At 52.4% G+C, this 22,015-nt stretch carries 29 protein-coding genes; 21 read left to right on the plus strand and 8 right to left on the minus strand.

Translation table 11 applies throughout. The annotated features are described in order from the left end of the window. Positions 1–12: 12 nt before the first annotated feature. The 18 genes from ACGS9J_RS11465 (at position 13) to ACGS9J_RS11550 (ending at position 9,449) form a co-directional block, all read left to right on the plus strand. Positions 13–540, plus strand: coding sequence for a hypothetical protein (locus tag ACGS9J_RS11465; RefSeq protein ID WP_442231039.1), 528 nt, complete (start codon positions 13–15; stop codon positions 538–540). Positions 541–719: 179 nt separating this feature from the next. Then, positions 720–851, plus strand: a complete 132-nt coding sequence (locus tag ACGS9J_RS11470) for a protease FtsH-inhibitory lysogeny factor CIII (RefSeq protein ID WP_442231040.1) — start codon at positions 720–722, stop codon at positions 849–851. Between the two features lie 115 nt (positions 852–966). Then, the gene (locus ACGS9J_RS11475) at positions 967–1,245 is read left to right on the plus strand and encodes a hypothetical protein (RefSeq protein ID WP_442231041.1); all 279 of its coding nucleotides are present in this window, start codon (positions 967–969) and stop codon (positions 1,243–1,245) included. Further along, on the plus strand, positions 1,245–2,192 hold the full coding sequence (locus tag ACGS9J_RS11480) for a recombinase RecT (RefSeq protein WP_442231042.1): 948 nt from the start codon (positions 1,245–1,247) through the stop codon (positions 2,190–2,192). Before ACGS9J_RS11475 ends, ACGS9J_RS11480 begins: the two co-directional genes overlap by 1 nt. Continuing rightward, positions 2,185–2,883, plus strand: a complete 699-nt coding sequence (locus ACGS9J_RS11485) for a lambda exonuclease family protein (protein WP_442231239.1) — start codon at positions 2,185–2,187, stop codon at positions 2,881–2,883. Before ACGS9J_RS11480 ends, ACGS9J_RS11485 begins: the two co-directional genes overlap by 8 nt. Before the next feature lie 3 nt (positions 2,884–2,886). Continuing rightward, on the plus strand, positions 2,887–3,249 hold the full coding sequence (locus ACGS9J_RS11490) for a hypothetical protein (RefSeq protein ID WP_442231043.1): 363 nt from the start codon (positions 2,887–2,889) through the stop codon (positions 3,247–3,249). 19 nt (positions 3,250–3,268) lie between these two features. Beyond that, entirely contained in the window at positions 3,269–4,108 is an 840-nt protein-coding gene (locus tag ACGS9J_RS11495; protein WP_442231044.1) for a hypothetical protein, read from the plus strand. A 9-nt stretch (positions 4,109–4,117) separates the two neighbouring features. Continuing rightward, positions 4,118–4,543 (plus strand): hypothetical protein, encoded by a 426-nt coding sequence (locus ACGS9J_RS11500; protein WP_442231045.1) that lies wholly within the window; start codon positions 4,118–4,120, stop codon positions 4,541–4,543. Continuing rightward, on the plus strand, positions 4,540–5,199 hold the full coding sequence (locus ACGS9J_RS11505; protein WP_442231046.1) for a hypothetical protein: 660 nt from the start codon (positions 4,540–4,542) through the stop codon (positions 5,197–5,199). The genes ACGS9J_RS11500 and ACGS9J_RS11505 overlap by 4 nt, the downstream gene beginning before the upstream one ends. Then, complete coding sequence (locus ACGS9J_RS11510) at positions 5,186–6,091, plus strand: DNA cytosine methyltransferase (RefSeq protein WP_442231047.1); 906 nt, start codon at positions 5,186–5,188, stop codon at positions 6,089–6,091. Before ACGS9J_RS11505 ends, ACGS9J_RS11510 begins: the two co-directional genes overlap by 14 nt. Next, positions 6,084–6,455 carry an HNH endonuclease gene (locus ACGS9J_RS11515; RefSeq protein ID WP_442231048.1) on the plus strand — a complete coding sequence of 124 codons (372 nt, stop codon included), beginning with the start codon at positions 6,084–6,086 and terminating at the stop codon, positions 6,453–6,455. The genes ACGS9J_RS11510 and ACGS9J_RS11515 overlap by 8 nt, the downstream gene beginning before the upstream one ends. Positions 6,456–6,618: 163 nt before the next feature. Next, complete coding sequence (locus ACGS9J_RS11520) at positions 6,619–7,074, plus strand: hypothetical protein (protein ID WP_442231049.1); 456 nt, start codon at positions 6,619–6,621, stop codon at positions 7,072–7,074. Beyond that, a complete protein-coding gene (locus tag ACGS9J_RS11525) occupies positions 7,075–7,329 on the plus strand; it encodes a hypothetical protein (RefSeq protein ID WP_442231050.1) in 255 nt (84 codons plus the stop codon). A 15-nt stretch (positions 7,330–7,344) separates the two neighbouring features. Then, complete coding sequence (locus ACGS9J_RS11530) at positions 7,345–7,677, plus strand: hypothetical protein (RefSeq protein ID WP_442231051.1); 333 nt, start codon at positions 7,345–7,347, stop codon at positions 7,675–7,677. Further along, positions 7,674–8,375, plus strand: a complete 702-nt coding sequence (locus tag ACGS9J_RS11535; RefSeq protein ID WP_442231052.1) for a hypothetical protein — start codon at positions 7,674–7,676, stop codon at positions 8,373–8,375. Before ACGS9J_RS11530 ends, ACGS9J_RS11535 begins: the two co-directional genes overlap by 4 nt. Beyond that, positions 8,368–8,616 (plus strand): hypothetical protein, encoded by a 249-nt coding sequence (locus tag ACGS9J_RS11540; RefSeq protein WP_442231053.1) that lies wholly within the window; start codon positions 8,368–8,370, stop codon positions 8,614–8,616. The genes ACGS9J_RS11535 and ACGS9J_RS11540 overlap by 8 nt, the downstream gene beginning before the upstream one ends. Positions 8,617–8,692: 76 nt before the next feature. Continuing rightward, positions 8,693–8,950 (plus strand): hypothetical protein, encoded by a 258-nt coding sequence (locus ACGS9J_RS11545; protein WP_442231054.1) that lies wholly within the window; start codon positions 8,693–8,695, stop codon positions 8,948–8,950. Positions 8,951–9,239: 289 nt separating this feature from the next. After that, a complete protein-coding gene (locus tag ACGS9J_RS11550) occupies positions 9,240–9,449 on the plus strand; it encodes a hypothetical protein (RefSeq protein ID WP_442231055.1) in 210 nt (69 codons plus the stop codon). Between the two features lie 824 nt (positions 9,450–10,273). On the opposite strand, the gene ACGS9J_RS11555 is transcribed toward ACGS9J_RS11550, so the two are convergent. Further along, entirely contained in the window at positions 10,274–11,476 is a 1,203-nt protein-coding gene (locus tag ACGS9J_RS11555; protein ID WP_442231056.1) for a tyrosine-type recombinase/integrase, read from the minus strand. A gap of 355 nt (positions 11,477–11,831) precedes the next feature. Next, positions 11,832–12,443 carry a hypothetical protein gene (locus ACGS9J_RS11560; protein ID WP_442231057.1) on the minus strand — a complete coding sequence of 204 codons (612 nt, stop codon included), beginning with the start codon at positions 12,441–12,443 and terminating at the stop codon, positions 11,832–11,834. Positions 12,444–12,700: 257 nt separating this feature from the next. On the opposite strand from ACGS9J_RS11560, the gene ACGS9J_RS11565 reads away from it, so the two are divergent. Both ACGS9J_RS11565 and ACGS9J_RS11570 read left to right on the plus strand, forming a co-directional pair. After that, positions 12,701–12,991, plus strand: a complete 291-nt coding sequence (locus ACGS9J_RS11565; RefSeq protein ID WP_442231058.1) for a hypothetical protein — start codon at positions 12,701–12,703, stop codon at positions 12,989–12,991. A gap of 133 nt (positions 12,992–13,124) precedes the next feature. Further along, entirely contained in the window at positions 13,125–13,811 is a 687-nt protein-coding gene (locus ACGS9J_RS11570) for a MarC family NAAT transporter (protein WP_442231059.1), read from the plus strand. Positions 13,812–13,847: 36 nt separating this feature from the next. On the opposite strand, the gene ACGS9J_RS11575 is transcribed toward ACGS9J_RS11570, so the two are convergent. The 6 genes from ACGS9J_RS11575 to ACGS9J_RS11600 form a co-directional block, all read right to left on the minus strand. Beyond that, positions 13,848–14,981 (minus strand): ABC transporter substrate-binding protein, encoded by a 1,134-nt coding sequence (locus ACGS9J_RS11575; protein ID WP_442231060.1) that lies wholly within the window; start codon positions 14,979–14,981, stop codon positions 13,848–13,850. A 149-nt stretch (positions 14,982–15,130) separates the two neighbouring features. Beyond that, the gene (locus ACGS9J_RS11580; RefSeq protein WP_442231061.1) at positions 15,131–16,414 is read right to left on the minus strand and encodes an HAAAP family serine/threonine permease; all 1,284 of its coding nucleotides are present in this window, start codon (positions 16,412–16,414) and stop codon (positions 15,131–15,133) included. A 256-nt stretch (positions 16,415–16,670) separates the two neighbouring features. Then, positions 16,671–18,008, minus strand: a complete 1,338-nt coding sequence (locus ACGS9J_RS11585; RefSeq protein WP_442231062.1) for a c-type cytochrome — start codon at positions 18,006–18,008, stop codon at positions 16,671–16,673. A 12-nt stretch (positions 18,009–18,020) separates the two neighbouring features. Next, positions 18,021–19,802, minus strand: a complete 1,782-nt coding sequence (locus ACGS9J_RS11590; protein WP_442231063.1) for a GMC family oxidoreductase — start codon at positions 19,800–19,802, stop codon at positions 18,021–18,023. Positions 19,803–19,804: 2 nt separating this feature from the next. Then, a complete protein-coding gene (locus ACGS9J_RS11595) occupies positions 19,805–20,530 on the minus strand; it encodes a gluconate 2-dehydrogenase subunit 3 family protein (protein WP_442231064.1) in 726 nt (241 codons plus the stop codon). Positions 20,531–20,838: 308 nt separating this feature from the next. After that, the gene (locus ACGS9J_RS11600) at positions 20,839–21,504 is read right to left on the minus strand and encodes a transglycosylase SLT domain-containing protein (protein WP_442231065.1); all 666 of its coding nucleotides are present in this window, start codon (positions 21,502–21,504) and stop codon (positions 20,839–20,841) included. A 109-nt stretch (positions 21,505–21,613) separates the two neighbouring features. Here ACGS9J_RS11600 and ghoS point away from each other — a divergent pair, with 109 nt between their 5' ends. After that, the gene (ghoS, locus tag ACGS9J_RS11605; protein WP_442231066.1) at positions 21,614–21,913 is read left to right on the plus strand and encodes a type V toxin-antitoxin system endoribonuclease antitoxin GhoS; all 300 of its coding nucleotides are present in this window, start codon (positions 21,614–21,616) and stop codon (positions 21,911–21,913) included. Positions 21,914–22,015: the final 102 nt, after the last annotated feature.

Below are 22,015 nucleotides of genomic sequence, written 5' to 3' on the forward strand. Positions count from 1 at the left end.
GGATTTTGGAGGGTGCAGCATGACTTACAACGAGAAGATTTGGTTTTGGGTTCTGGTTGGCTGCGCCATCTTCTGGTGTGGTGTGGTTATTGGATTGATGGAGATGGTGAGATGAGCAATTTCGGATATGGAGAAGGCGACAAGTGCTTGCGAGATGGATGCGATGGTGTAATTGAGATTGAGCCAGTAAGCGACTGTAGTTGTCATATATCTGCTCCATGCTGGCACCATGAAAACGCTGACATGCACTGCCCTGATTGTGGTTGGAGGGCTGCAGATGATCCGCTGTGCGTTCGAGAAATCTCTTCTATCAGAATATGTGGGTACGCCGCTCACGTTGAAACTAAGCCGCGAGTTCTCGACCCAACCAAGATTGATTGGGTGGCGGGTTTACATACCAGCAGCTCGATGACTAAGGAAGGAGTTTATCCAATCGGCACTACTGCCAAGGAAGTAGAAAACGAGGTTCGGGGAACCTTTGGCGGACGATTCGAATATTTTCGAGATGGTAAGTTTAAATATATTGCCTACACCGATTAATAGAAGCTGACCATCCCAAAGCTCATTAATTAGTGGGCTTGATGATGTACCAGTAAGAAGACATACCCCCTCTTATCATCACTTCGGGCTGCCTTGTGCGGCCCATTTTTTTACCCATCGCTAAGCCAATTTACGAGTTGGTTCAGCAATGAATACCTATCAATCAAAGGAGCATCACCATGCAATATGCCGTTGCAGGGTGGCCTATTGCTGGCTGCCATAACGAATCCCTACTCGAAATTATCACTCGCCGTATGCGCTGCATTGGCCGGTGGTTGAAAGACACTCTCAATCAGCGAGGTGAGCCCTAATGGACCTAACCAGAACAATGCAGCTTCTCGCCATGCTCGCCAAAGAGAAGAACGACAACATGCTTTTCCAGTTAGCTAATTCACTTTTCTATCGGGGGATGAAATGAGCCCATACATGAATCACGAACGCGCAGAGGATGCACAAGAAGGTAAAGCTGCCTATCAGCAGGCCCGTAACGAATGGATTCGTGATAAAGCCGACGAACTGGCAAAGAAATGGCCAGAGCAACTGAGTACGTTCGCCAATCCATTCTTGCGTGTAAGCCTGGGACTTTACGACGACGAGTCGCAGGACGCTTATGCCGAGATGGTAGAAAAGCTATGCATCGCTCAGGCAACGAAGCAGGCCGTTGATAACGAGTGGATGAACGGAACGTTTAGAGAGGTGGCGTGATGAGTTTCAGTATCGTGGAGTTTGTACGTCAGCAGGAGCCGTTGTTTAGCGGCGCACTGACTGACCAGTCAGTTACATGGGCTAAGGAAAGCCAGTTTGCGATACAGGCATTTCAAGCAAATGATTATCTGGCAAAGATTGCCACTGGTAACCCATCAAGTGCTCAAAACGCCATTGTTAACCTTGCTGCGATCGGCATAACCCTTAACCCGGTAAAAAAGCTTTGTTACTTAGTTCCTCGCCGGATTGGTCAAAATACTGCAGTGTGCCTTGATATTTCTTACATGGGGTTAATGCATATCGCCCAGCAATCTGGGGCTGTAACCTGGTGCCAATCTGCGATAGTAAGAAAAAATGACGTATTCCAGAGGGAGTTCATAGATCAGGCTCCGATTCATAAATACAACGATTTCGACACAAAAGAGCAGCGCGGCGAGATTGTCGGAGCATACGTCATAATCAAGACGCCAGATGGTGACTACCTAACCCACACCATGCGAATTGGTGACATATATGACATCAGAGACAGGTCTGAGGCATGGAAGTCATTTCAGGCTGGGCGCGCGAAATCTTGCCCATGGGTTACAGATGAAGAGCAAATGATTTTAAAGACAGTCGTCAAGCAAGGTGCCAAATACTGGCCTAGGCGCGACCGGCTTGATGCAGCAATTGACTATGTGAATACGGACGCTGGTGAGGGCATTAACTTCAATGAGCCACAGAAAGTTGAGAAGGATGTCACTGGCATAACCCCCGAACAGTCTGACCGCATTAACTCAATCCTTATCTCTGTTAATTCAACTTTTGACAGCCTGAAAAAAGCCTGTTTATCCATGACAGGCCGCAATGTTGAAAGCCAAGCAGATTTGACCAGCGTAGAGGCAGATAAACTTATCTCAAGCCTGGAACGGAAACTTACCGCCAAGGAGAAGGCAAATGCTGCATAACGACATTGCATCAAAGCGGCTTGGTTTTGACGTGTCGGCAATATCACAGGGAAGTGATGAATGGAAAATGTGCCGCCTAGCCTGCATTACCGCGTCACGCGTCGGCGACATACTGACTGAGCCGCGCACTAAGGCTGATAAAGATGCTGGCGTGTTGTCCGGCATGGCTGAGACCTACATGATGGATTTGGTAGCCGAGGTCTGCACCGGCGCAATACCGGATGAAATACCAGCTCGGCCCCTGCTGTGGGGGAAGAAGCAAGAAGATGCAGCACGGATGCTGTTTGAGTTCGAAAACGACTTAACCATCGAATTGCCCCCTATCTACTACAAAGACGAAACCATGCGTTGCGCTTGCTCGCCAGACGGCATGTGCAGCGATGGGAGAGGTCTTGAGCTTAAGTCACCTTACACCTCTTCTCAATACGTTCGCTTTCGCCTTGGCGGACTGGATGCGGTAAAGAAAGAGTATATGGCTCAGGTTCAGTATTCGATGTGGGTAACTGGTTGTGACGAGTGGTGGTTCAGTAATTACGACCCTCGCATGAAAAAAGAAAACATGCACTCAATCATCATCCCGAAGGACAACGAATTCCAGGATGCTTTTGAGACAAAAATCCCGCCGTTCATCGCACGAATGGACGAGGCGCTGGCTGTTATGGGGTTTGAATTCTTCGACCAGTGGAGGTGAACCATGGCAGAACGATGGCAGGAGTACGAAAATAAGTTTCTCCAGCAGGCCCCGGCAAATATGGAAGTTGAAATCATCGCAAGGAAGCTGGAGCGCACCGAGGCGGCAATAATCAGGCAAGCGAAGAAAATGAAGTTGCGCCGGGTTGGTGATATGAAATTGAAGTACTACAACCCGATACGTGTTCTGAGGAAATGGAGAAACCTCATCAAGCCCTGCGACAAATGGACGTCAAGCGAATTATCCCTCTTCAGCACCCATTCCAACCAGCAAATATCTGAACTTACCGGCAGGGACTTAACGAGCATTGGCGACCGCCGCTTGCTTGAAAACCTGCGCAGAAACGGCTGGTTAACCAAAAGCTAACTCCACTCCGGAGGCAATCATGAGCATCCACCCTCTTCATGCGAATAACTTTCGTAGGGAAGCCCTTTCTCGCGGATACGTGATGACGTCTCCGGGGAAGAATATTTCTGCATTCAAACTGGAGAATCTCAGCCGAGAGTCTCCACTGGCTCAGCTCGGTTGGACGCAATACTTGCCCGTCGATGGACTGCACTCACCTGACGGTAACTACACCTATGTCTATCAGCTATTCACAGACAGCTACAGGGTCATTCACACGGTCGTCAAAGAGGATGACCTGCACTGCAGCAAGCTGATGCCGGGTGAAGTTCAATACCTGAAGCACTTGCTGATAAACGTAGGCAAAGACAAGCCAGACATGGCCGAACTGCGTTTTAAGGCATCCATCTTCCTGGGCGAAGAACTGGCATCAATCGTCAATCCATTCTCCTTTAACGCAGCCATTAAAAACGCTATCCAGCGCGGCTACCGGTTAACACCAACTCAGATAGAGCAGCAGTCAGTTAGTTTCGACAGCTACTCAGCGGAAGAAATCAAGTTCATCACGGAACGACTCGGCAAGGTATCAGCGGCTGAAATCGCCAAGGTGTGCCAGCGCCCCTATCAGGCCATCGTCACATGGGCAAACGCTCACGGATTTTCATCTGCAACGCAGTACCAATCATGGTCCGATGAAGACGAAAACCAGCTCGCCACGCTCTATCAGGCTGGTTACTCCATCAGCCAAATAACCGAAATCATGAGCCGCGATTCCAAACGAATCGTTAGTCGTATTGCCGTGCTCATCGCCAGTGGCCGGTACCCAGATATGAAGCCAAGGCCACGCGGCCGCATGCCAAAAATCAAACACGAAAATTAAGGGTGATCAATGAACGTATACGAAATGGAAGGATTCCTGCGCGGTAAGTGCATGCCTCGAGACATTTTAGTTAACGAAAGCACTGCGGCATATCTGGTCAGGAAATTGAATGAAGTGACAGCGTTCAAGGCTGATCGCGATGCGCTGGCTGTGGAGAATGGGCAACTCAAAGAAATAAACAGCAGACTGTGCGCTGAGCTGCAGGAGTATGAGAGCGATAACGATGATTTCGGGCCAGCACCGCAGTCGGTTGTTAACTGCTTCGCACTGCTCACTCCCAACACTGACGCCGCCCTAGCAGCTATCCGGGCCGATGCGCTGGCTGAAGGCGCGGAGGCATGCGTAAGAGCACTCGTAACTTCAGATGATGACGACTTTACTGATGCGCCAAATATCTGCGCGATGGTGGCATTCCAGTTGCGGGAGGCCAAATGAAAGAGCGCCCAGTGATTTTCAACTCAGAAATGGTTCGCGCCATTCTCGACGGCCGCAAGACGCAGACACGGCGGGTTATCGCCAATGTAGGCGCTGATAACTGCACTCCGCTACAGAAGCAAACCAAAACCAAAGACGGGATTTACACGCACGTAATTGATGCACCTGGGTATGGTTTATGCCCATTCGGCCAGGTAGGTGATCGGCTGTGGGTGCGGGAGACGTTCGGAACACAAGTGCGACGTGATGGGCTGGGCGGCACTGGTGAGTTCCGCGTGTATCGCGCCAGAAATCCAGACGCTGTGAAATACACAACGGCATGTGGCAAGTCAGTTCCTGTGAAGTGGACGCCATCAATCCACATGCCGCGCAAAGCATCCCGCATCTTGCTGGAAATCACCGACGTTCGCGTGGAGAGGTTACAGGATATCAGCGAGGCTGATGCGATTAATGAGGGAATTGACGCTGATAGCCTGGCTGAATCTCAAGATAAGTATGACTGCATTGCTGACCATAATATGACCGGAAGGCCAACCGCAAATGGGCATTTCAGCGACTTATGGCAATCAATCTACGGCGAAGAAAGCTGGAGCGCCAATCCCTGGGTGTGGGTTATCAAGTTTCGTCGTGTGGGAGGTAGTGATGCCAGCAAATAACATAACCGTTAATTCCTACTTCTGCGGCGCGGGTTTGATGGACATCGGTCTGATGGAAGCTGGCATCAAGGTTAACCAGGCATTCGAGCTTGACGCTGACGCCTGCAAAACCTACCGGCACAATCTCGGTGACCACGTCAAGCAATGCGATATCAGCCAAGAGCTGGTATTCGAACAGGGCGCGAGTGATGGGATGGTGTTCACATATCCGTGCACGAAATATAGCACCATCGGCGACATCCACGGCGTTCGTACCGGTGATGACTTGTTCCTGCATGCGCTACGCCATTTCGCACTGGCTCGCCCGGAGTTCTACGTAATCGAAAACGTGCCAGGAATGCGAGCCTTCCCTGTCGTTATGGAAGCGATGACCCGCATGCCGGATTACTTCATTCAGGTGTTCTGCCCGATCAAGTCGGAGACGTGGCTACCACAGAAAAGGAGCCGATTAATAATCATCGGCACCCGCCGCACCTTTGCCGTTCGTCCGCCGGAGAATTCCGCACGCATCCCGCTGTCGGCAATTTTAGAAGATGACCCACAGGTAACTCTGCCGTCAGCAATTGCCAAACGGATGGCCGGGGGATACCGCGACCTGCCAATTATTAGCGACCCGGAAAAAGGTGATATTGCACCGACGTGCGTAGCGCACTACGCGAAGGACAAGAGTACACGGCTCGTTGTCGATAAGCGGTTCCCTCTCGGCGTGCGCCCGTATTCAAAACGCGAATATGCGCGACTCCAGGGAGTGCCTGACTGGTTCCATTTCCCTGTGTCAGATACCTCCGCTTACAAGCAGATTGGGAACGGCGTGAGCGTGCAGGTGGGGATGTGGATTGGTGCGGAGATGATCCGCTATATGGGGCAGCGCAGAGGGGTGCATCATGGCTAAGCTGACCAAGGCGCAGCGCGCAGAATTGCGGGAGAAGTTCGGCTGCCGGTGCGCTTACTGCGGGGGTGAACTTGGTGATAAATGGCATGCTGACCACGTTAAGCCGGTAATCCGTTTTGACGGGAAGATGCTGCACCAGGAGCGCGACGAGATAGGAAATCTTGTTCCGGCATGCCATCCATGCAACCTGCATAAACACTGCAATAGCCTCGATGACTACCGCCGAATTATCGATGACGGGCGTCGTGAATTTCTCCACTCAGGGAAAGGTAAGGCACTCGTTCGCATGGGGCTAGTTGAAATGAAGCCTGATCCGGTTGTTTTTTGGTTTGAGCGAGCTGAAGCCCAGGAGAAAGCATTATGAGCCAGAGAGAAGCGTTTTTGGCTGCGATAAAGCGAATCTGCATTGGGCATGGATGCACAGAGCAAAACTGGGACAAGTGCCATGACTGGAATTATTTTTTCGATATGGGATACCGCGCTGAGGGTGCGCGTGAGGCATTTGATGAAGCGCGGAGGTGTGAGTAATGGACAATAAGCTGAGCGAACTGAGCAAGCCTGTGGCATTCATCGTGCGCAGCCCTCGCGGTGATGTGGCGTACCGAACCATTTCTCAGACAGATGCTGATTACATCGCGCGGAAGGGATACGCCAGTGAGCCGCTTTACTCGCAAGAGTACGTATCCGCCCTGCTGGCAGAGCTGGAAGCGTCAAGGAAAAGCAATGCCTTCCTTAAAGAGCAGTTGGCTAAATTGGCAAACTTCAATCCAGATTGGGACATGCTTGAAGCGTGCAGAGACAGTTGGCGTGAGGTGGCCGCCGCACTCAAGGAGGCAGAATCCAAGCTGGCTACGCCGGTGCAATTGCCAGAGGGTGAAATAGGGCTGGCCGGTGACTTTGAGGCTGACCGCATTGTTATGGATTTTGCCGCTGTGAAAGCTGAAATTCGCGATGCTGGCTTCACCGTAGAGGGGGATGAGTAGATGGCAAAGCTAACCAAAGCAGAAAAGAAATGGCTGGAAGAGCTTCAGGAGGTGCTGAACCGCTGCCCGTCGAAAAACCTCGGATTCTATACCATCGGCGACCCGGTTTTATACGTCTATGACCGTAGGAAAGAACAGCAGCTCGATGACTATCAGGATCGTCACGGACATGTTTTCTCCCTATGCGTTGATGCTCTCAATGCCGGTTATTGCGATCTGGATTTTCCGTCCGCCGTTCACTCAACAGCAGGTTAAGGGGGATGAGTAGCCATGGCAATGAATATGATGGATGGATTGAAATTCGTGAAGTACCCAGAGCATACGGTTCTGGCTGACGGCGCACCGTGCGCGCTCTGCAACACTCGCAAGCCAGATAATCAAACAATTGGCGGCCCGGGTGGCGTGCGAATCTGCCGAGAGTGCGTGTCTCTGTGCATTGATATTTTTGCGGATAGAGATAAAGAGGACCAACAAAAGTCGATTGCAGCCCTTGCTGAAATTGAGCAAAGCATGCCGGATGGATATCAGCCGCACGAACTAATCTCGGCGATTTACCAGGCCATCAATGATGGGAAAGTTAGCGGATTGGAGGTTGTTTCATGACACATACACTAACGACTGAGCGGCTGCGCGAAATCGCAGAACGGAGATCGCCAAGCCTGCGCTGGGGTGAAGCTGAACAAATCGCTGCCGAACTCCTGGCTAACCGGGAGGCGCAGCCGGTGGCGTGGGTGACGATGCAACCAGAATTCTGCGACGATGAAAGAACGGCGATCACTAACAAGATTGAAGCGGACAAATACAGTCTCACTTGCTACGACCTTACTCCGCTCTACACCGCCCCGCCAGCGCCAGCAGTGGAGGCAGAGCTTGATTATAGCAGGCGACGCATAGCAGAACTGGAGGACATGATTGATACGCCGCCAGCAGTTGTAAACCCGGCGTTTACAGGTGCGCCAGCAGTGCCGGATGAGCGCGACGCATTCGATGCTTGGTTCGCTAGTGATTATTCGCCAGATAAAAGCGGCAATTCATCGATGGGTGAGCGGGTATTCAAGGGGGTGCCGTGGCACGTATGGCAGGCTAGGGCAATGCTGGCTCAACCTGTTAGCCAGGGTTACAAGTTGGTGCCAGTTGAGCTGTTATCGACTGCATCAAGCCTCATCGACCTGTGCAGGACGCATACCACCTTGTCTGGCAATGACTATTACAAGGAAAGGACACTCAACGAGTGCAACAACACGATGGACGCGATAGCTAAGTTAGTGGCAGCAGCCCCGGAGGATGCCAACAATGGATAAACTCACAGTAAAAAATGATGGGATAATTCTTAGTGGTAGTGACAATAAACGGAATAGTTACATGAAGTTATTTTTTGTTTGGTTATTAATTTGCAGCCCTGTGCTGTTGCTTGGAAGCATTCTCGGCCTGGCGTCGGTGGTTCTGTGGTTGGCTAACTCGGTAATTTTGGCGCTTCTAACTCGTTATGCGATGACCAGAAAACGAGGGAACTACGACGGATGGGATGGCTATGATGACTAGATTACCGCTCCAGGAGTTGATTGCCTTGGTGTTATAACTACACTGTATAGATAAACAGTATTTATTATGGTGCGCTATGTCATCAAAAGGACTCGGATATCAAGTCGTTTACAGGGGCGAAAGCCTTGAATACTTCGAAGAGGCTGGTTGGGTGTTCTTCCAGAGACTCAAAGAGTATGGAGGCGGCTACTGGCTCGGTAGAACATATCAAAACGTGTTCATACTCGAACTTGAACGGCCAACCTCGCTTTATGAAGGCATACATTTCTATCTTGCTTCACAGTCAGTAGAGAAGCAGGCAGACAAGTTTGACGACAATTTCCAACTGTTTTAACCAACTCAATCACCAAGCGTCACCCGCCATGTGCGGGTTTTTTATTACCAAAAATCTCCATTCGGAGTGCGCACCATGGACATTATCAGCGTCAGGATTCCCCGCGTCTGTTTTAAGGATGGGCGAGTCAGCACGGATGCATTGCAGCAGACCATTCACAGAGGGCTATGGAACCTGTACGGCGTCATGCCTGCGCCGGTTCGCGTGTCTCTACATGACGGTCAAGCGATTATGTCATCAGGCTGTGATGCTGGTGATGTCGAGACAATTTTAAGATTAGGAGTTAATCATGGCTGACATTATTGATGCTGCACAAGAGCAAGAACAACTCATCATTGCTGCGGCACTTTCTAACCGACCGCGCACGATAATGACATTCATTGGACAGTGTTACTGGTGTGGGGAAAAGCTGGCGAAGGGGAATTTTTGCCAAGGCGATAGTTGTTCGGAGGATTACGATCGGAGATTGAAGGCTGATAGAAGCCGGGGTGCAGCATGATTATTAAAAGCTCATGTCTGGATGCTGTGGTTATCGTGGTTCTGCTAGTAATTTGTGTTGTCGTTCTGGGGTGGGGTTTCTATGGATGAGGATAAGATGAAATGAAGATCAGATTTCAGCAGCCACGGGGCCAAAGGGTGCGGAGTAAATTTATAGGCGTCGAGACTGACTCCGGGCAGCGATGGTGTAGCGATAGGCGAAAATGGATTTCCCCATCGTCAGGAGATGCGTTTTTTGGGAATGACTGCCATCTATTTGATGGCGCGCCTAGGACGGCTCGCGGATTTAATAGATACATCCGAAGTCACCCGGAACTACAAGGAAGAGTTACGTTTATCAGCCGATATGTTGACCATGATGCTTACACTAAAATTGGTGAATAACATAAATGGACACGATCATAGAGAACGCGATCAGGTCTGTAGCCCGACGATGTCGAACCGAAATCATCACGCAGACCGAAGGCCTGCCGAAGCAACTGCACGACCCGATCACCACGCAAATTCTCGACACTCACGCCAAGAAAATCACAGCAATCCCTCCAGGTAAGTTCAGCGCAAAGTTGTGGCTGAGTTATTACGTGCACCTCATAGACAAAGAAGCGAGGCAATAATGAAAAACACAGGTACAGGATTGACTCCGGCTTTAGTAACGAAAGAAATGGTCAGAAATATGCTTGGAGGTATGTCAACGACAACATTTTGGCGACGCAGGGCTCAATGGGAAAAAGCCGGGACACCATTCCCCTCTCCAGCTCCGGGAACAAATCCGATCCATGGTGGAGAGCAATATCGATATTGTGACGTAATGCAATTCTTCCGCACTCAGGGCTTCATTGATGATACGCAGGAAGAAACATGATTAGCCCAGATGTCGAGGGCATTTTGTTGTTCCTTCAGGTATGAGTGCTGGTCATATACCGCCAGCACTCCGCCAAGCTTATGACCTAACACTTTTTCAGATACGTGAGGTTCTATCCCCAATTCACTCATTTTCGTCTTTGCTGTACGGCGAAGGTCATGCATAGCCCAGTCATACACCCCCATCTCATTACGGATCTGTTCCGCCATATTCAACAGAACTCCCGCAGACATTGGCCTATCAGTCTTTACGATCGCTGGCGGGAATAATTGCTTAAAGTCAGGATACAGCGCCATGGCCTCATCAATCAGCTTGGTAGCTTCTGCAGATAATCCCCTCACAAACGGTTGGCGCGTCTTGGAGTTCTCGGCAGGGACGCGCCACGTTCTATTCTTGACGTCAAATTCCCCTTTCTTTGCCTTCCTTAGTTCCACACCTCGGCAACCAGTCAGCAGCAACAACTTCACAAATATTTTGTTCTGATGGACTATCCCGCAACTTTCTAAAGCCCACCAAAACAGGCCAATCTCATCGTCGCTAAAATACCGTTTCACCACGCCAACAGGTTTACCAACATCGTTGATGCGAAGAGCGGCGATCGGGTTGGTTCTTATCTTCTCTGTGCGTAAGCAATAGGCGAAAATCTGTTTCAGCTTCGACAGCATGATCCCCGCGAACGTCTCAGCACCGTTAGAGCGCATTCTTTTGAATACCGGCTGCCAATGTGATATTTGCATGTCATCGACCGTCATATCCCCAACGAAAGGCGTTACATGACGTTCAAATGCCCTCTCCCAATAATGCAGCTTCACTAGGCGCTGAGCCTGTGCGCTAGCTATCCAGTGCGATATGCAGTCCTTTACTGACGCCGCCCCGGCAACCTCCTCAAGCACCATAGATTTTACGGTGATCGGGTCTTTCCCTTCTGCTAACACCCGCTTAGCCTCTTGAACCATGTCACGCGCATCCTTGAGCGAGATATCGTCATAGGTGCCCAGGGTCATGCGGCGAGCCTTGTTGTTATAGCGGTAACGATATTGGAAGACGATCAGCCCAAGCGGTGTGATGCGAATAGATAGTCCTCCACCGTCCGGCATTTCAGTGAGCTTTGGTATGGCTTTGCCATTCAGCTTGCGGAGCTTTGCATCGGTGAGCACTGTGTACATCTCCAATTATGTACACTGGTATGTACACAATTTAAGTGGCTTGGGTTGAAATCGAATGAAATCGATTGAAACACCGGTCTGCCACTTTTTCAAGTGTCACAGTAGGTTGGTTGGATAAAGTGAAATGGGTCGAAACCATGTGAACTGCCGAGCATTGCTTACACGACAGATCACATGCAGTACGAAAATTGAGTTTGGGTTTAGTCAGTTAGGTTGCAGATCTCGCCCACAATTGCCAGATTGAAACCTAACTTGGTACACGGAATGGAAAGCATACCTTCACAGCCATATTTAGCTAAATGGATACTATCACTAAAATTGTTCCGAATAAATAAACTGCGGCTCCGGCCCGGCTTTAGCGAGAGGCCTTGCTGTCTCTCAAGTACCCCAGCGCGGCGATCAGGCAGAAGGCATAACCCAGCAGTTCGCAGCCCTCTTCCACCATGTTTTTCACCACCCGGTTGTAACCATCAAGCATCAACATTTGCCACAGAGAGTTAATGCCGAACAACCGCGAAAATACCAGAATGCACAACAGACCGGCGCACATCATGCCGTAGCTCGGGTGCGTCACGAAATGCACCAGCCCTTGCAATGTGGCCGTAATGTGGCGTGACGCATACCCCAGGCATCCAAGCGTCACCGCCAAGGCGAACCACAGCCAGGAACCGTGCCACAACATATCGAAAGCGAAATCCATCTCACGGATCAGCATGCAAAGGAAGAATCCGCCGGCCAATACCCACGCGGGCCGATAAGCGACTTGCCGACGCGCGGCCATGAAAAAGCACCATGAAATGGCGGCAAGTATCAGTTCCTGAGCCGATTCGGTTAAAGAGGTTTCATAGACAAAATTATGCAGCCAATTTACATCAATGAACATTAAGCCCATCAACGCCGCCAGAAACGCGCTATAAAGCAGAAAAGAGCCTATTTTTCCCAGTAAAATTTGCAGATCATGTTTCATAGTCATACTCGTTATTATTTAAAGCGCGCCTATGGTATTCGTCTGCATAGAGGGATCGTAGCAATTAATGCGGAATAGTCTTACTTCGAGCCTGATCAACAACGAAAGGGCCATAAAAAACAAAAATCCTGGTATAACGCCCCCACGCAGGCTCCTTCTTTCTGGCTGTTCCCCCGTGTCGTAAAGGTTCTGGTCTCTAAACGCGGTGCCGAAAAAAGCGCAAACCAAGGTGCCCGAAAACATGGAGTCAATCAGCGATGGCGAACATCCTTCGCTCCCGCTATTCTGATGCCACTAACGGCAGAGTTGAGACAGCATTCCGCATCATGAACCGGTTATTGAAGTTTCTCGTTGGTGCCTGCCTGGCACTGACGACTATTTTTGTCTTGTTCCATCTGGTGGCGGATCGTCATCCCCGGGCGATTGCGGTTAATGAACCGCCAATGGAGTGTGAAGATACACCGGAGATAACCCACGATTGCGTGGACGACGATGATACCGGCACGGATGCCACGCTTGAACTCACGCCCCCAGGCACGCCGGGCTGATGTTAAAAAATCCGAATTAAGTCTTTGTATTTTACAAATTTATGACCTTTTCCCCGTCTGGAATTTCACGGCAAACTACACTACTATTTTTACACCGCCTTGTGGCGTTAACTGAAAACAGAGAGTCTGCTTTATGACAAGTATTTTGCAGTTGTTCCAGGCCATCGGACTGGGTTTGGTGCTGCTGTTGCCGCTGGCCAACCCGCTGACCACCGTCGCGCTGTTGCTCGGGCTGTCGGGCAACATGACGCGCGAAGAACGCAATCAGCAATCGCTGATGACATCCATTTACGTGTTTTTTATCATGACGGTGGCGTTCTACGCCGGCCAATTGGTGATGAACACCTTCGGCATTTCCATTCCCGGCCTGCGTATTGCCGGCGGCCTGATTGTGGCGTTTATCGGTTTCCGTATGCTGTTCCCACAGCAGAGCGCAGAAGAAGCGCCGGAAGTGGAAACCAAGTCACACGAACTGCGTAAGAAAACCTCGGCCAATATCGCCTTTGTGCCATTGGCAATGCCAAGCACCGCCGGCCCCGGCACTATCGCCATGATCATCAGCTCGGCATCCAGCATTAAAGACAATACGCTGGGGTTTGCCCATTGGGTGCTGCTGGTCGCCCCGGTGGCGATCTTCTTTTCGGTAGCGTTAATCCTGTGGGTCTGCCTGCGCAGTTCCGGCGCCATTATGCGCCTGGTGGGCAAAAGCGGCATCGAGGCCATTTCGCGTCTGATGGGGTTCCTGCTGGTGTGTATGGGGGTGCAGTTTATTATCAACGGCGTGCTGGAGATTATCTCCACCTATGCGCCACACGCCTGATTGATTTTGCGGGCGCGATTGCAGCGCCCGTCTCTATTACTTCCCTGCCGGTGCCTGCGCACCCAAAATCCCCTTGCCTTCCGGCACTTCCGTAAAGCGGCTGAGGATCTCAGTGTACGTTTTGGCCGGATCCAATGCCTTGAACTGATTCGGGTAGATAAACTTCGCCAGATATTCCAGCCCGACGATGTTGTACGGATGGTTATAGAAGTTGTGATAAATGCCGTAGAAACGGCCATCTTTTACCGCAGTGACCTGGGCAAAACCCGGACGCTGTTTCATGCGGTTGAAAGCCTCATCCACCTGCTGCTGCGTCACCCCGTAACCGAAGGGCACTGCGGCATTGGTTTTGGTTGCCCACTGGGAGCCGGAAACGATATAGGCGTCCGGCTTCATGCTGATCACTTTTTCCAGAGAGACGTCACCGGTGGCGCCGGGCAACAAGTCGGAACCCAGGTTATGCGCTCCCACCGCTTCGATCATCCCACCCCAGCCAACGTGCGAATGGGTGAAACAGCAGGATTCAAGCCCGTTAAGACCGGCTTTCGCCTCGATAAACACCCGCGGCTTTGGCTCGACGCTTTTGGTTTTATCCAGGATGCTCTGATAATGCTGCTGATAAAAATCAGTGTACTGTTTCGCTTCGCTCTCGCGATTGAGCGTCTCTCCCAACAGCGTGATACTTTTCGGGGTATTTTCCACCGGCTTGAGCATGGTATCGATAAACAGCACCGGGATGTTCAGCGCTTTCAGCTTGTCCAGCACGCCGGTCTGGCTCAATGAAGGTTTGGAGCGCAGCTGTGCCACCATCAGATCAGGCTGCTTGGCGATCACGCTTTCCAGGTTGATTTCCCCTTTGTCGCTAAAGCCCATATCGATAATGTTGTTGGCTTCCGGCCACTTGCTGCGCAGAATTTTCCAGGTTTCGCCGTCGCTTTTCTTCAGCAGGTTGTTCCAGGCCACCAGCCGGGTGAAAGGATCGGCGCGGTCGAGCAAGGCCAGCGTCAGAATATCGCGCCCGTCCTGCACCACAATGCGTTTCGGCTCTTGTTTGATGGTCACGCTCTGGCCGGAGGTATCAGTCAAGGTTAACGGATAGGTGGTCGCCATCGCCTGAGCAGACAAACCACAGGCGCAGGCCAAAGCCAGCAGGGTCATTCGACGGTGCACGTAAAACTCCTTAGCGTAGGAAATCAGTGCTGAAATAATAATGAGAATTGCTCCCATTATCAAAGATAACCCCGGACGAGCTTTCGCTTAATTGAAAAGGGATGTGAACGGGAATAACGTGGCGCACCGGATCCGGCGCGCCACCGAGGTTAAATCAGGCCATAAATCAGCGCCGACAGCGCAATCAATCCCATCACCAAGACGAAGATATTGCTCAGGGCGCGGTAACGGCGCATTGCAGGTACTGCTCGCACCGCGTACATCGGCAGAATAAACAGGATCACCGCAATCAGCGGGCCGCTGATGGTTTCGATAATGTGTAGCGCACTCGGGTTCCACACCGTCGCCGCCCAGGTCAGCAGGAACAACAACACGGCGGAAATACGGTGCGTAATGCGTGAGCTCAAGGGTTTGCCGACGGCACGCGTCAGACCATCAATCAGGCTGGTCGCCCCTTCGGTAACGCCCAGAGAGGTGCCCAGATAAGACTTGGCCATCGCCAGCATCGCCATCATCGGCCCAAGGTAGGCGATCAACGGGTTGGAGAATTTATTCGCCAGCGTGGTCAGCACGGTAATGTTTTGATCTTTCGCCTGCTGCATATCCTCATGGGACAGGCTCAACACGCAGCTGAAAACAAAGAACAGGACGGTGACGCAGATCAGCACGTAGCTGTAACGCATGATGCGCGCGCAGCGACGTTCGGCCTTTTCGCCATACAGGCTTTTTTGCGTGGAGGCGAAGGACGAAATGATCGGCGCATGGCTGAATGAAAACACCATCACCGGCACCGCCAGCCACAGTGAATGCCACAGGTCCGGGCTGCTGAATTGAGTGTTAGCCAGGCCGCTGACAAAGTTGGCCGTTTGCCAGGTCGGGATCAGATACAGCGAGATGCCCATCAAAAACACCAGCAGCGGGAACACCAGCATGCCCATCGCCGAAACGATGGCGTCTTTGCCGCGCAACAGTACCAGGTTCAACACCACAACCACCGCCAGGCTCAGCCAGACACGCGGCAGCGGCGTCAGATGAAACTGATGGATCAGGAAGCTGTCCAGCGCATTGGTGATCGAGATGCTGTACACCAGCACGATCGGGAAAAACGCCATCAGGTACAGCACCATGATGATTTTGCCGGCCAGCACGCCAAAGTGCTCCACCACCACATCATGAATATTGCCGTCACGGCTGGAGCCGGAAAGCACGAAGCGGCTGAGCGCGCGGTGCGGTAGATAGGTCAGCGGGAAAGCAAACAGCGCCATCAGCAACAGTACCAGCGGGCCGTTCAAACCGGCGTTGATCGGCAGGAACAGCGTGCCGGCCCCCACCGCAGTGGCGTAGAGACCAAACATCCACAGGGTGTCGGTCTTATTCCATTTATTCGGCTGGGCGGAAGCCAGCGTGCCCGAATCGGGAGAAATCGTACTCATAGGAAAGCTTACCTTAATCTGCAGCGACAACGATTGCGCTCAACGGGATATCCTTCTCCGGGAATTTTTAATAATAATCAGTTAGTTAAGTCGAAATTTCATTCTTATGCCTGATAAAAGGACGGCAAAGGATAATTAAAAATCCTGCCCAGGTCTATCTTTCGCTGGTTGAATGCCTGCTTCGTGAACAATTATCGTTGCGATAATCGGCGCTGGGAGCACAAAAATCTGGGGCCTCTGACGAGGCCCCAGGAGGTTACTTGTTGGCTTCCGGATGATCCGGCACCGCAGCGCTGCCCATCTCCTTCTCATCGCGGATCATCGAGCGGTCTTTACGCACGCTGGCCACGTCTGAGGCATCGATTGGCTTGGCGCTGTTGCCCCAACTGGTGCGGATAAAGTTCACCACGTCCGCCACCTGCTGGTCGTTCAGACGCCAGCCGAACGGCGGCATGGTGATGTTGGATACCGCCCCTTTGACCGCCGGCGTGGTGTTACCGGTCAATACGATGTGGATCAATGAGGTCGCATCTTCGGTCTGTACCACCGGGTTGGCCTTCAGCGCCGGGAAGGCGCGTTTGTAGCCGACGCCATCGGTACGGTGGCAGGCCGCGCAGTTATCGACGTACAACGCCGCGCCGGGCTTGCTGTCGTTACCGCGCCACAGGTCCTTCGCTACGCTGTCCTCGACCGGTGCTGCCTGCTGCTTGCCGTCTTTCGGCGGCAGCGTTTTCAGGTAACGCGAGATCGCCGTCAAATCCTCATCGCTGAGATACTGCAGGCTGTGCTCAACCACGTCACTCATGCCGCCAAACACGATGGACTTGTCGTTGCGGCCGGTTTTCAGGAACTCGGTCAGTTCGGCTTCGCTCCAGGTCCCCAGCCCATCCTTATTGTCGCCGCGCAGGCTGGAAGCCACCCAACCGTCGATCGGCGCATTGCTGCCGGACAGGTAGTTGTCGCCGTCGTTATTGCTCAGCGCTTTTTCCTGCATGGTGAGGCTGCGTGGCGTATGGCAGGCACCGCAGTGGCCCAGCCCCTCCACCAGATAACGACCGCGTTCAATCACCGGGTCAGCCTTGGTGTCAGCCACAAAGTCGGCCGGTGAAGGCGCAAACATGCCACGCCAGATGCTCAGCGGCCAACGCATCGACAGCGGCCAGGGAATGTCGGAATCCTTGTTGGCCTGCTCCACCGGCTGCACACCGTGCATGAAATAGGCGTACATGGCGCGCATGTCGTCCTCTTTCACCAGCGCAAACGACGGATACGGCATCGCCGGATACAGGGTGCTGCCGTTTTTGGCGACACCCTTGCGCACCGCATTGTCGAAGTCTTCGAAGCTGTAGTCACCGATACCGGTTTTCTTGTCCGGTGAAATATTGGTGGAGTAAATGGTGCCGATCGGCGTTTCCATTGCCAGGCCACCGGCAAACTCTTTACCGCTTTTGCCGTTGGTGTGGCAGGCCACGCAGTCACCGGCGCGCGCCAAATACTCGCCGCGTTTGATCAGCTCGCTGCTGACCGTGGCGTCCTGCGCCCAAACGGAAAAACTCAGTGCACTGAGAACCAGTGCGGGAACAAATGCTTTCATCAGTCGCCGTCCTTATGCCTGCACCAAAGGGCCTGGGTTTTTCAGATACTGCTCGCGAATGGCACGGGCAGACCAGTAAGCCAACGCAGCCACGGTGCCGGTCGGGTTGTAACCCAGCCCCTGAGGGAAGGCCGATGCCCCGATCGAGAACACGTTATGCACGTCCCAGCTTTGCAGATAGCGGTTCACCGCGCTGGTCTTCGGATCTTCCCCCATCACCGCACCGCCGTTCATGTGGGTGGTTTGGTAGCTGGTGGTATCAAAGTGGCTGTCGGCGTTTTTCGGGCTACCGGCGATCAATTTAGGGTTCATGGCCTTCGCGATAGGCGCCATTTTGTCGTACATGAACTGCGACATCTTGACGTCGTTTTCCTGCCAGTCGAAGGTCATGCGCAGCAAGGGCTGGCCGAACACGTTCTTGTAGTTGGGATCGAGGTCCAGGTAGTTGCTGCGGTATGACTGATGCGCACCATGGGCGTCCATCGACACATGATGGGTATAAGCGTCGGCCACCGCCGCTTTCCACTTGCTGCCCCAGGCTGGCGTCCCCGGAGGCGTTGGCAAACCGGAAATGGGCTTGGTCCCCGCCTGGTTGACCCAGAACGGCGATCCGCCGACAAAGCCTTCTTTGGCATGGTCAAAGTTATCGGCGTTGAAGTCGTCGACCCCAACACCATTACCGCCGGCGCCGATGAACGGGTTGGTGAACACGTCCTTGTCGAAGAACGCCTTGATGGTGGTCATGTTCTGGTAGGCGAAGTTGCGCCCTACCACACCCTCGCCGGTAACCGGATCGTAGGGTTTACCAATGCCGGACAGCAGCATCAGATGCACGTTGTGGAACTGGAACGCGCCCAGGATCACCAGCTCCGCCGGTTGCTCGACTTCACGGCCCTGCGCATCGATATAATTCACCCCGGTGGCACGGGATTTATCGGCGGTCAGATTGACTTTCAACACGTTGGCGTTGGTACGCAGCTCGAAGCGTTTCTCCATGCGCAGCGCCGGCAGAATGTTGACGTTCGGCGAAGCCTTGGAATACATGTAGCAGGCGTAACCGCTGCAGAAACCGCAGAAGTTGCACGGCCCCATCTGCGCGCCGTACGGGTTGGTGTAGGAATCCGAGGTGTTGGCAGAAGGCAGGTTATACGGGTGATACCCCACTTCCCGCGCCGCCTTCTCAAACAGCTGGGCCGAGAAGGTGTTTTTCTGCGCCGGCAGCGGGAAGTCGTCCGAGCGGTCGCCGGCAAACGGGTTGCCGCCCTTTTGCCCTACTTTCTGGCCTTTGACGGTCCAGGCGGTACCGGAGGTGCCGAACACTTTCTCGGCCTTGTCGAAGAACGGCTCCAGCTCCGCGTAGCTTACGCCGAAATCCTGAATGGTCATGTCTTTCGGGATAAAGCTCTTGCCGTAGCGCTCTTCGTAATGGCTGCGCATCCGCAGTTCAATAGGATCGACCCGGAAATGCACGCCGGACCAGTGCAGACCCGCGCCGCCCACGCCGGTGCCCGGCAGGAACGCGGCCAACTGACGGTAAGGTACCGCTGTCTGGCTGGTATTGTGACGAATGGTCACGGTGCTTTTCGACAGATCCTGGAACAGTTTGCGGCGAATATTATAGGTCAGCTCGTCGATCACCTGCGGGTAGGAACCGTCCGGGTAGGTATCGCGCATCGGACCGCGCTCCAGCGCCACCACGTTCAGGCCCGCTTCGGTCAGCTCTTTGGCCATAATGGCGCCCACCCAACCGAAACCGACGATCACCGCGTCTACTTTTTTCATTACCGTTGCCATTGTTACCCCCTCTCCCCACGAATCGATACTGGAGGTAAGGGATAACGTTCCCCTCGCTCAACCCAGTCCATAAAGTCGGCGCGTGCGCCCGGAAAATTAATCAGCTTCCAGCCAACCATGTCTTTGTTACCGCCATGGATCGGATCGCTGAAGAAACCTTCGCGGGTGTTTTGCAACAGGTAAGAGAAGAACAGTTTTGCAGGCAACTGCGAGAATTCCGCCTCTCCGGACTCAAACTTCTGCAACAGCGCATCCTGCTGTGCCGCGTCCAGTTCAGCAAAAGGTTTGCCGGCCGTTTTCTTGCAGTAGGCATCGGCATCCGCAATGCCCAGGTTGTAGATCTGTTTTGGCACCAGCGGCAGTTGATAACCCATTTCTTTCGGAGCATCCGGGTTAAACGGCCCCTGCATGTACCAAATAGACCCGGTGGCATACGGGGTATTCATCTGGCGATCGATGAACTCCGGCACCCCGGCTTCCAGCGCACCGGGGCCACGATCGTCCGCCGGGATCAGGCGCGCCGAAGCGGCTTTGACGAAAGCCCACTCTTCTGGCGTAAAGAAAGTCGGTTGGTAGTCTGGTTGTTTCGGGGTGTCTGTTGCTGCGACCGCCGGCAATGGGGCTGTCAGCGCACTTACGCCACTGCCACCAATCACCGCTGCGGGAATTAAAGTCATCGATTTCAACAGGAAATCGCGCCGTGAATTGTTAGTTTTATCGTCCGACATATCACATTCCATCCAAAGATAATCACAACTATTTAACCTCAACCTTGCGGTCGATGCGGGTTTTAAACACAAATTGTTACTTATTTGTATATTTATTGAAGACCACAATCTGAGCAAACGCCAAAATGTTACCGGTAACTTGTTGAATGAACGTAAAGATTTGATGGCTAATGTAAAATTAACTATTCGTGCGGTTTTTCAGGTAACAGGATGGGAAATAACGAAAAATGGGAGATGCGTCGCGAATTTATCGCGAGCCAATAAAAAAACCGGCTGCTGATGCGGCCGGTTTTACACAGAAATTTTGGCTAGGGTGACATCGCCTGGTAGGCAGTGGTCACCTTCCATAAATAGCGCGGTGCCTGTGGGGCCGGATGCTTTTTCTGGATGTGTTGATAAAACTCGTCCGGGCTCATCTGGTTGATGCGGTTGACCGCCACGCGCTTGTCTGACGCGAAAGTGCGTAGCATGGCACCCGCCCCATTCACGTAAGAAACGATGGTGGCGTAACGCAACGTTTGTGGGTTGTTTATCCCGGCTAGCTGCTGGCTTTGAAGAATATTGATATAGGCCGTTCCCAGATCAATATTGACCGCCGGATCCTTCAACTCACGCGAGCTTGGTTGCCCGCTTCTTCCTTTCAGACGATAGGCATCACGCCCGGCGGTTGAAGGCTTCAGTTGCATCAATCCCACGGCATTCGAAGTGCTGACTGCGTTCGGGTTAAACCCGGACTCCACCTGAATAATCGCTTTAATCAGCGTTTCGTCAACGCCATAGCTGCTGGCGGCCTGACGAATGTAATCGTTATAGGCTATCGGTGTCCCCGTGCGGTTTACCGGAGCCTGCGGGGGGGTCTGTAACCAACCGCCACGCGATGTGCCACTGCCTGAATTATTGGTTGCTGTTTGCGGGTCTTTGGCGCACCCCGACAAGAGCAAAATTGCCGTCAGGCAACCTATTTTTGTTTTCACAGAATCCCTCACTCCTTTCAATGAGTTGCGTAGCATATACAACTTGTAAGGACGCCTGTATGGTTTTTTTGGTCTACTCTCAAGCTACTCGTATACCAAGAGGTGATTTATGAGTCAATCTGCAACGACGTGTTTTGTGGTGACTTTTCGCTATCAGGAAGAAGGATTAGCTGATTTAGCCAAGCTGACAGGACAATTAACCCTGCAGGGATTTGTCACGTCGGTGAGCGACGAAAATGGCGTTCCGCACGAGCTGGGCAGCAACAGTTTTGCGTTAATAACCCCACAGGATCAAGCAGATGTGCGACTACTGGCGGAGAAGCTTGGGCAGGTCGCCTTGGGCAAAGCGCCGGAGGTCGATATCGTCACCTATGAGGACTACCTAAAGCGGTTACATGCTGATACATAAAATGCTATAACTCACTGCGCGGTATTATTTCCCTCATTGCGGAAATAACCGGCAGTTAGCCTGCAGGTGATGCTTGACTTTGCTCTAATTGATATTGATAAT

Origin of the sequence: Serratia quinivorans (assembly GCF_052113645.1) — a bacterium.
Taxonomy (GTDB): domain Bacteria; phylum Pseudomonadota; class Gammaproteobacteria; order Enterobacterales; family Enterobacteriaceae; genus Serratia; species Serratia quinivorans_B.

Bases quoted from the DNA above. Each gene is read 5' to 3' on its own strand.
- ACGS9J_RS11565 (WP_442231058.1), top strand. From the start codon at position 12,701: ATGGCGAACATCCTTCGCTCCCGCTATTCTGATGCCACTAACGGCAGA.
- ACGS9J_RS11590 (WP_442231063.1), bottom strand. From the start codon at position 19,802: ATGGCAACGGTAATGAAAAAAGTAGACGCGGTGATCGTCGGTTTCGGT.
- ACGS9J_RS11505 (WP_442231046.1), top strand. From the start codon at position 4,540: ATGAAAGAGCGCCCAGTGATTTTCAACTCAGAAATGGTTCGCGCCATT.
- ACGS9J_RS11490 (WP_442231043.1), top strand. From the start codon at position 2,887: ATGGCAGAACGATGGCAGGAGTACGAAAATAAGTTTCTCCAGCAGGCC.
- ACGS9J_RS11580 (WP_442231061.1), bottom strand. From the start codon at position 16,414: ATGAGTACGATTTCTCCCGATTCGGGCACGCTGGCTTCCGCCCAGCCG.
- ACGS9J_RS11525 (WP_442231050.1), top strand. From the start codon at position 7,075: ATGGCAAAGCTAACCAAAGCAGAAAAGAAATGGCTGGAAGAGCTTCAG.
- ACGS9J_RS11555 (WP_442231056.1), bottom strand. From the start codon at position 11,476: ATGTACACAGTGCTCACCGATGCAAAGCTCCGCAAGCTGAATGGCAAA.
- ACGS9J_RS11495 (WP_442231044.1), top strand. From the start codon at position 3,269: ATGAGCATCCACCCTCTTCATGCGAATAACTTTCGTAGGGAAGCCCTT.
- ACGS9J_RS11540 (WP_442231053.1), top strand. From the start codon at position 8,368: ATGGATAAACTCACAGTAAAAAATGATGGGATAATTCTTAGTGGTAGT.
- ACGS9J_RS11560 (WP_442231057.1), bottom strand. From the start codon at position 12,443: ATGAAACATGATCTGCAAATTTTACTGGGAAAAATAGGCTCTTTTCTG.
- ACGS9J_RS11510 (WP_442231047.1), top strand. From the start codon at position 5,186: ATGCCAGCAAATAACATAACCGTTAATTCCTACTTCTGCGGCGCGGGT.
- ACGS9J_RS11480 (WP_442231042.1), top strand. From the start codon at position 1,245: ATGAGTTTCAGTATCGTGGAGTTTGTACGTCAGCAGGAGCCGTTGTTT.
- ACGS9J_RS11570 (WP_442231059.1), top strand. From the start codon at position 13,125: ATGACAAGTATTTTGCAGTTGTTCCAGGCCATCGGACTGGGTTTGGTG.
- ACGS9J_RS11475 (WP_442231041.1), top strand. From the start codon at position 967: ATGAATCACGAACGCGCAGAGGATGCACAAGAAGGTAAAGCTGCCTAT.
- ghoS (WP_442231066.1), top strand. From the start codon at position 21,614: ATGAGTCAATCTGCAACGACGTGTTTTGTGGTGACTTTTCGCTATCAG.
- ACGS9J_RS11515 (WP_442231048.1), top strand. From the start codon at position 6,084: ATGGCTAAGCTGACCAAGGCGCAGCGCGCAGAATTGCGGGAGAAGTTC.
- ACGS9J_RS11470 (WP_442231040.1), top strand. From the start codon at position 720: ATGCAATATGCCGTTGCAGGGTGGCCTATTGCTGGCTGCCATAACGAA.
- ACGS9J_RS11500 (WP_442231045.1), top strand. From the start codon at position 4,118: ATGAACGTATACGAAATGGAAGGATTCCTGCGCGGTAAGTGCATGCCT.
- ACGS9J_RS11520 (WP_442231049.1), top strand. From the start codon at position 6,619: ATGGACAATAAGCTGAGCGAACTGAGCAAGCCTGTGGCATTCATCGTG.
- ACGS9J_RS11550 (WP_442231055.1), top strand. From the start codon at position 9,240: ATGGCTGACATTATTGATGCTGCACAAGAGCAAGAACAACTCATCATT.
- ACGS9J_RS11545 (WP_442231054.1), top strand. From the start codon at position 8,693: ATGTCATCAAAAGGACTCGGATATCAAGTCGTTTACAGGGGCGAAAGC.
- ACGS9J_RS11530 (WP_442231051.1), top strand. From the start codon at position 7,345: ATGGCAATGAATATGATGGATGGATTGAAATTCGTGAAGTACCCAGAG.
- ACGS9J_RS11535 (WP_442231052.1), top strand. From the start codon at position 7,674: ATGACACATACACTAACGACTGAGCGGCTGCGCGAAATCGCAGAACGG.
- ACGS9J_RS11585 (WP_442231062.1), bottom strand. From the start codon at position 18,008: ATGAAAGCATTTGTTCCCGCACTGGTTCTCAGTGCACTGAGTTTTTCC.
- ACGS9J_RS11595 (WP_442231064.1), bottom strand. From the start codon at position 20,530: ATGTCGGACGATAAAACTAACAATTCACGGCGCGATTTCCTGTTGAAA.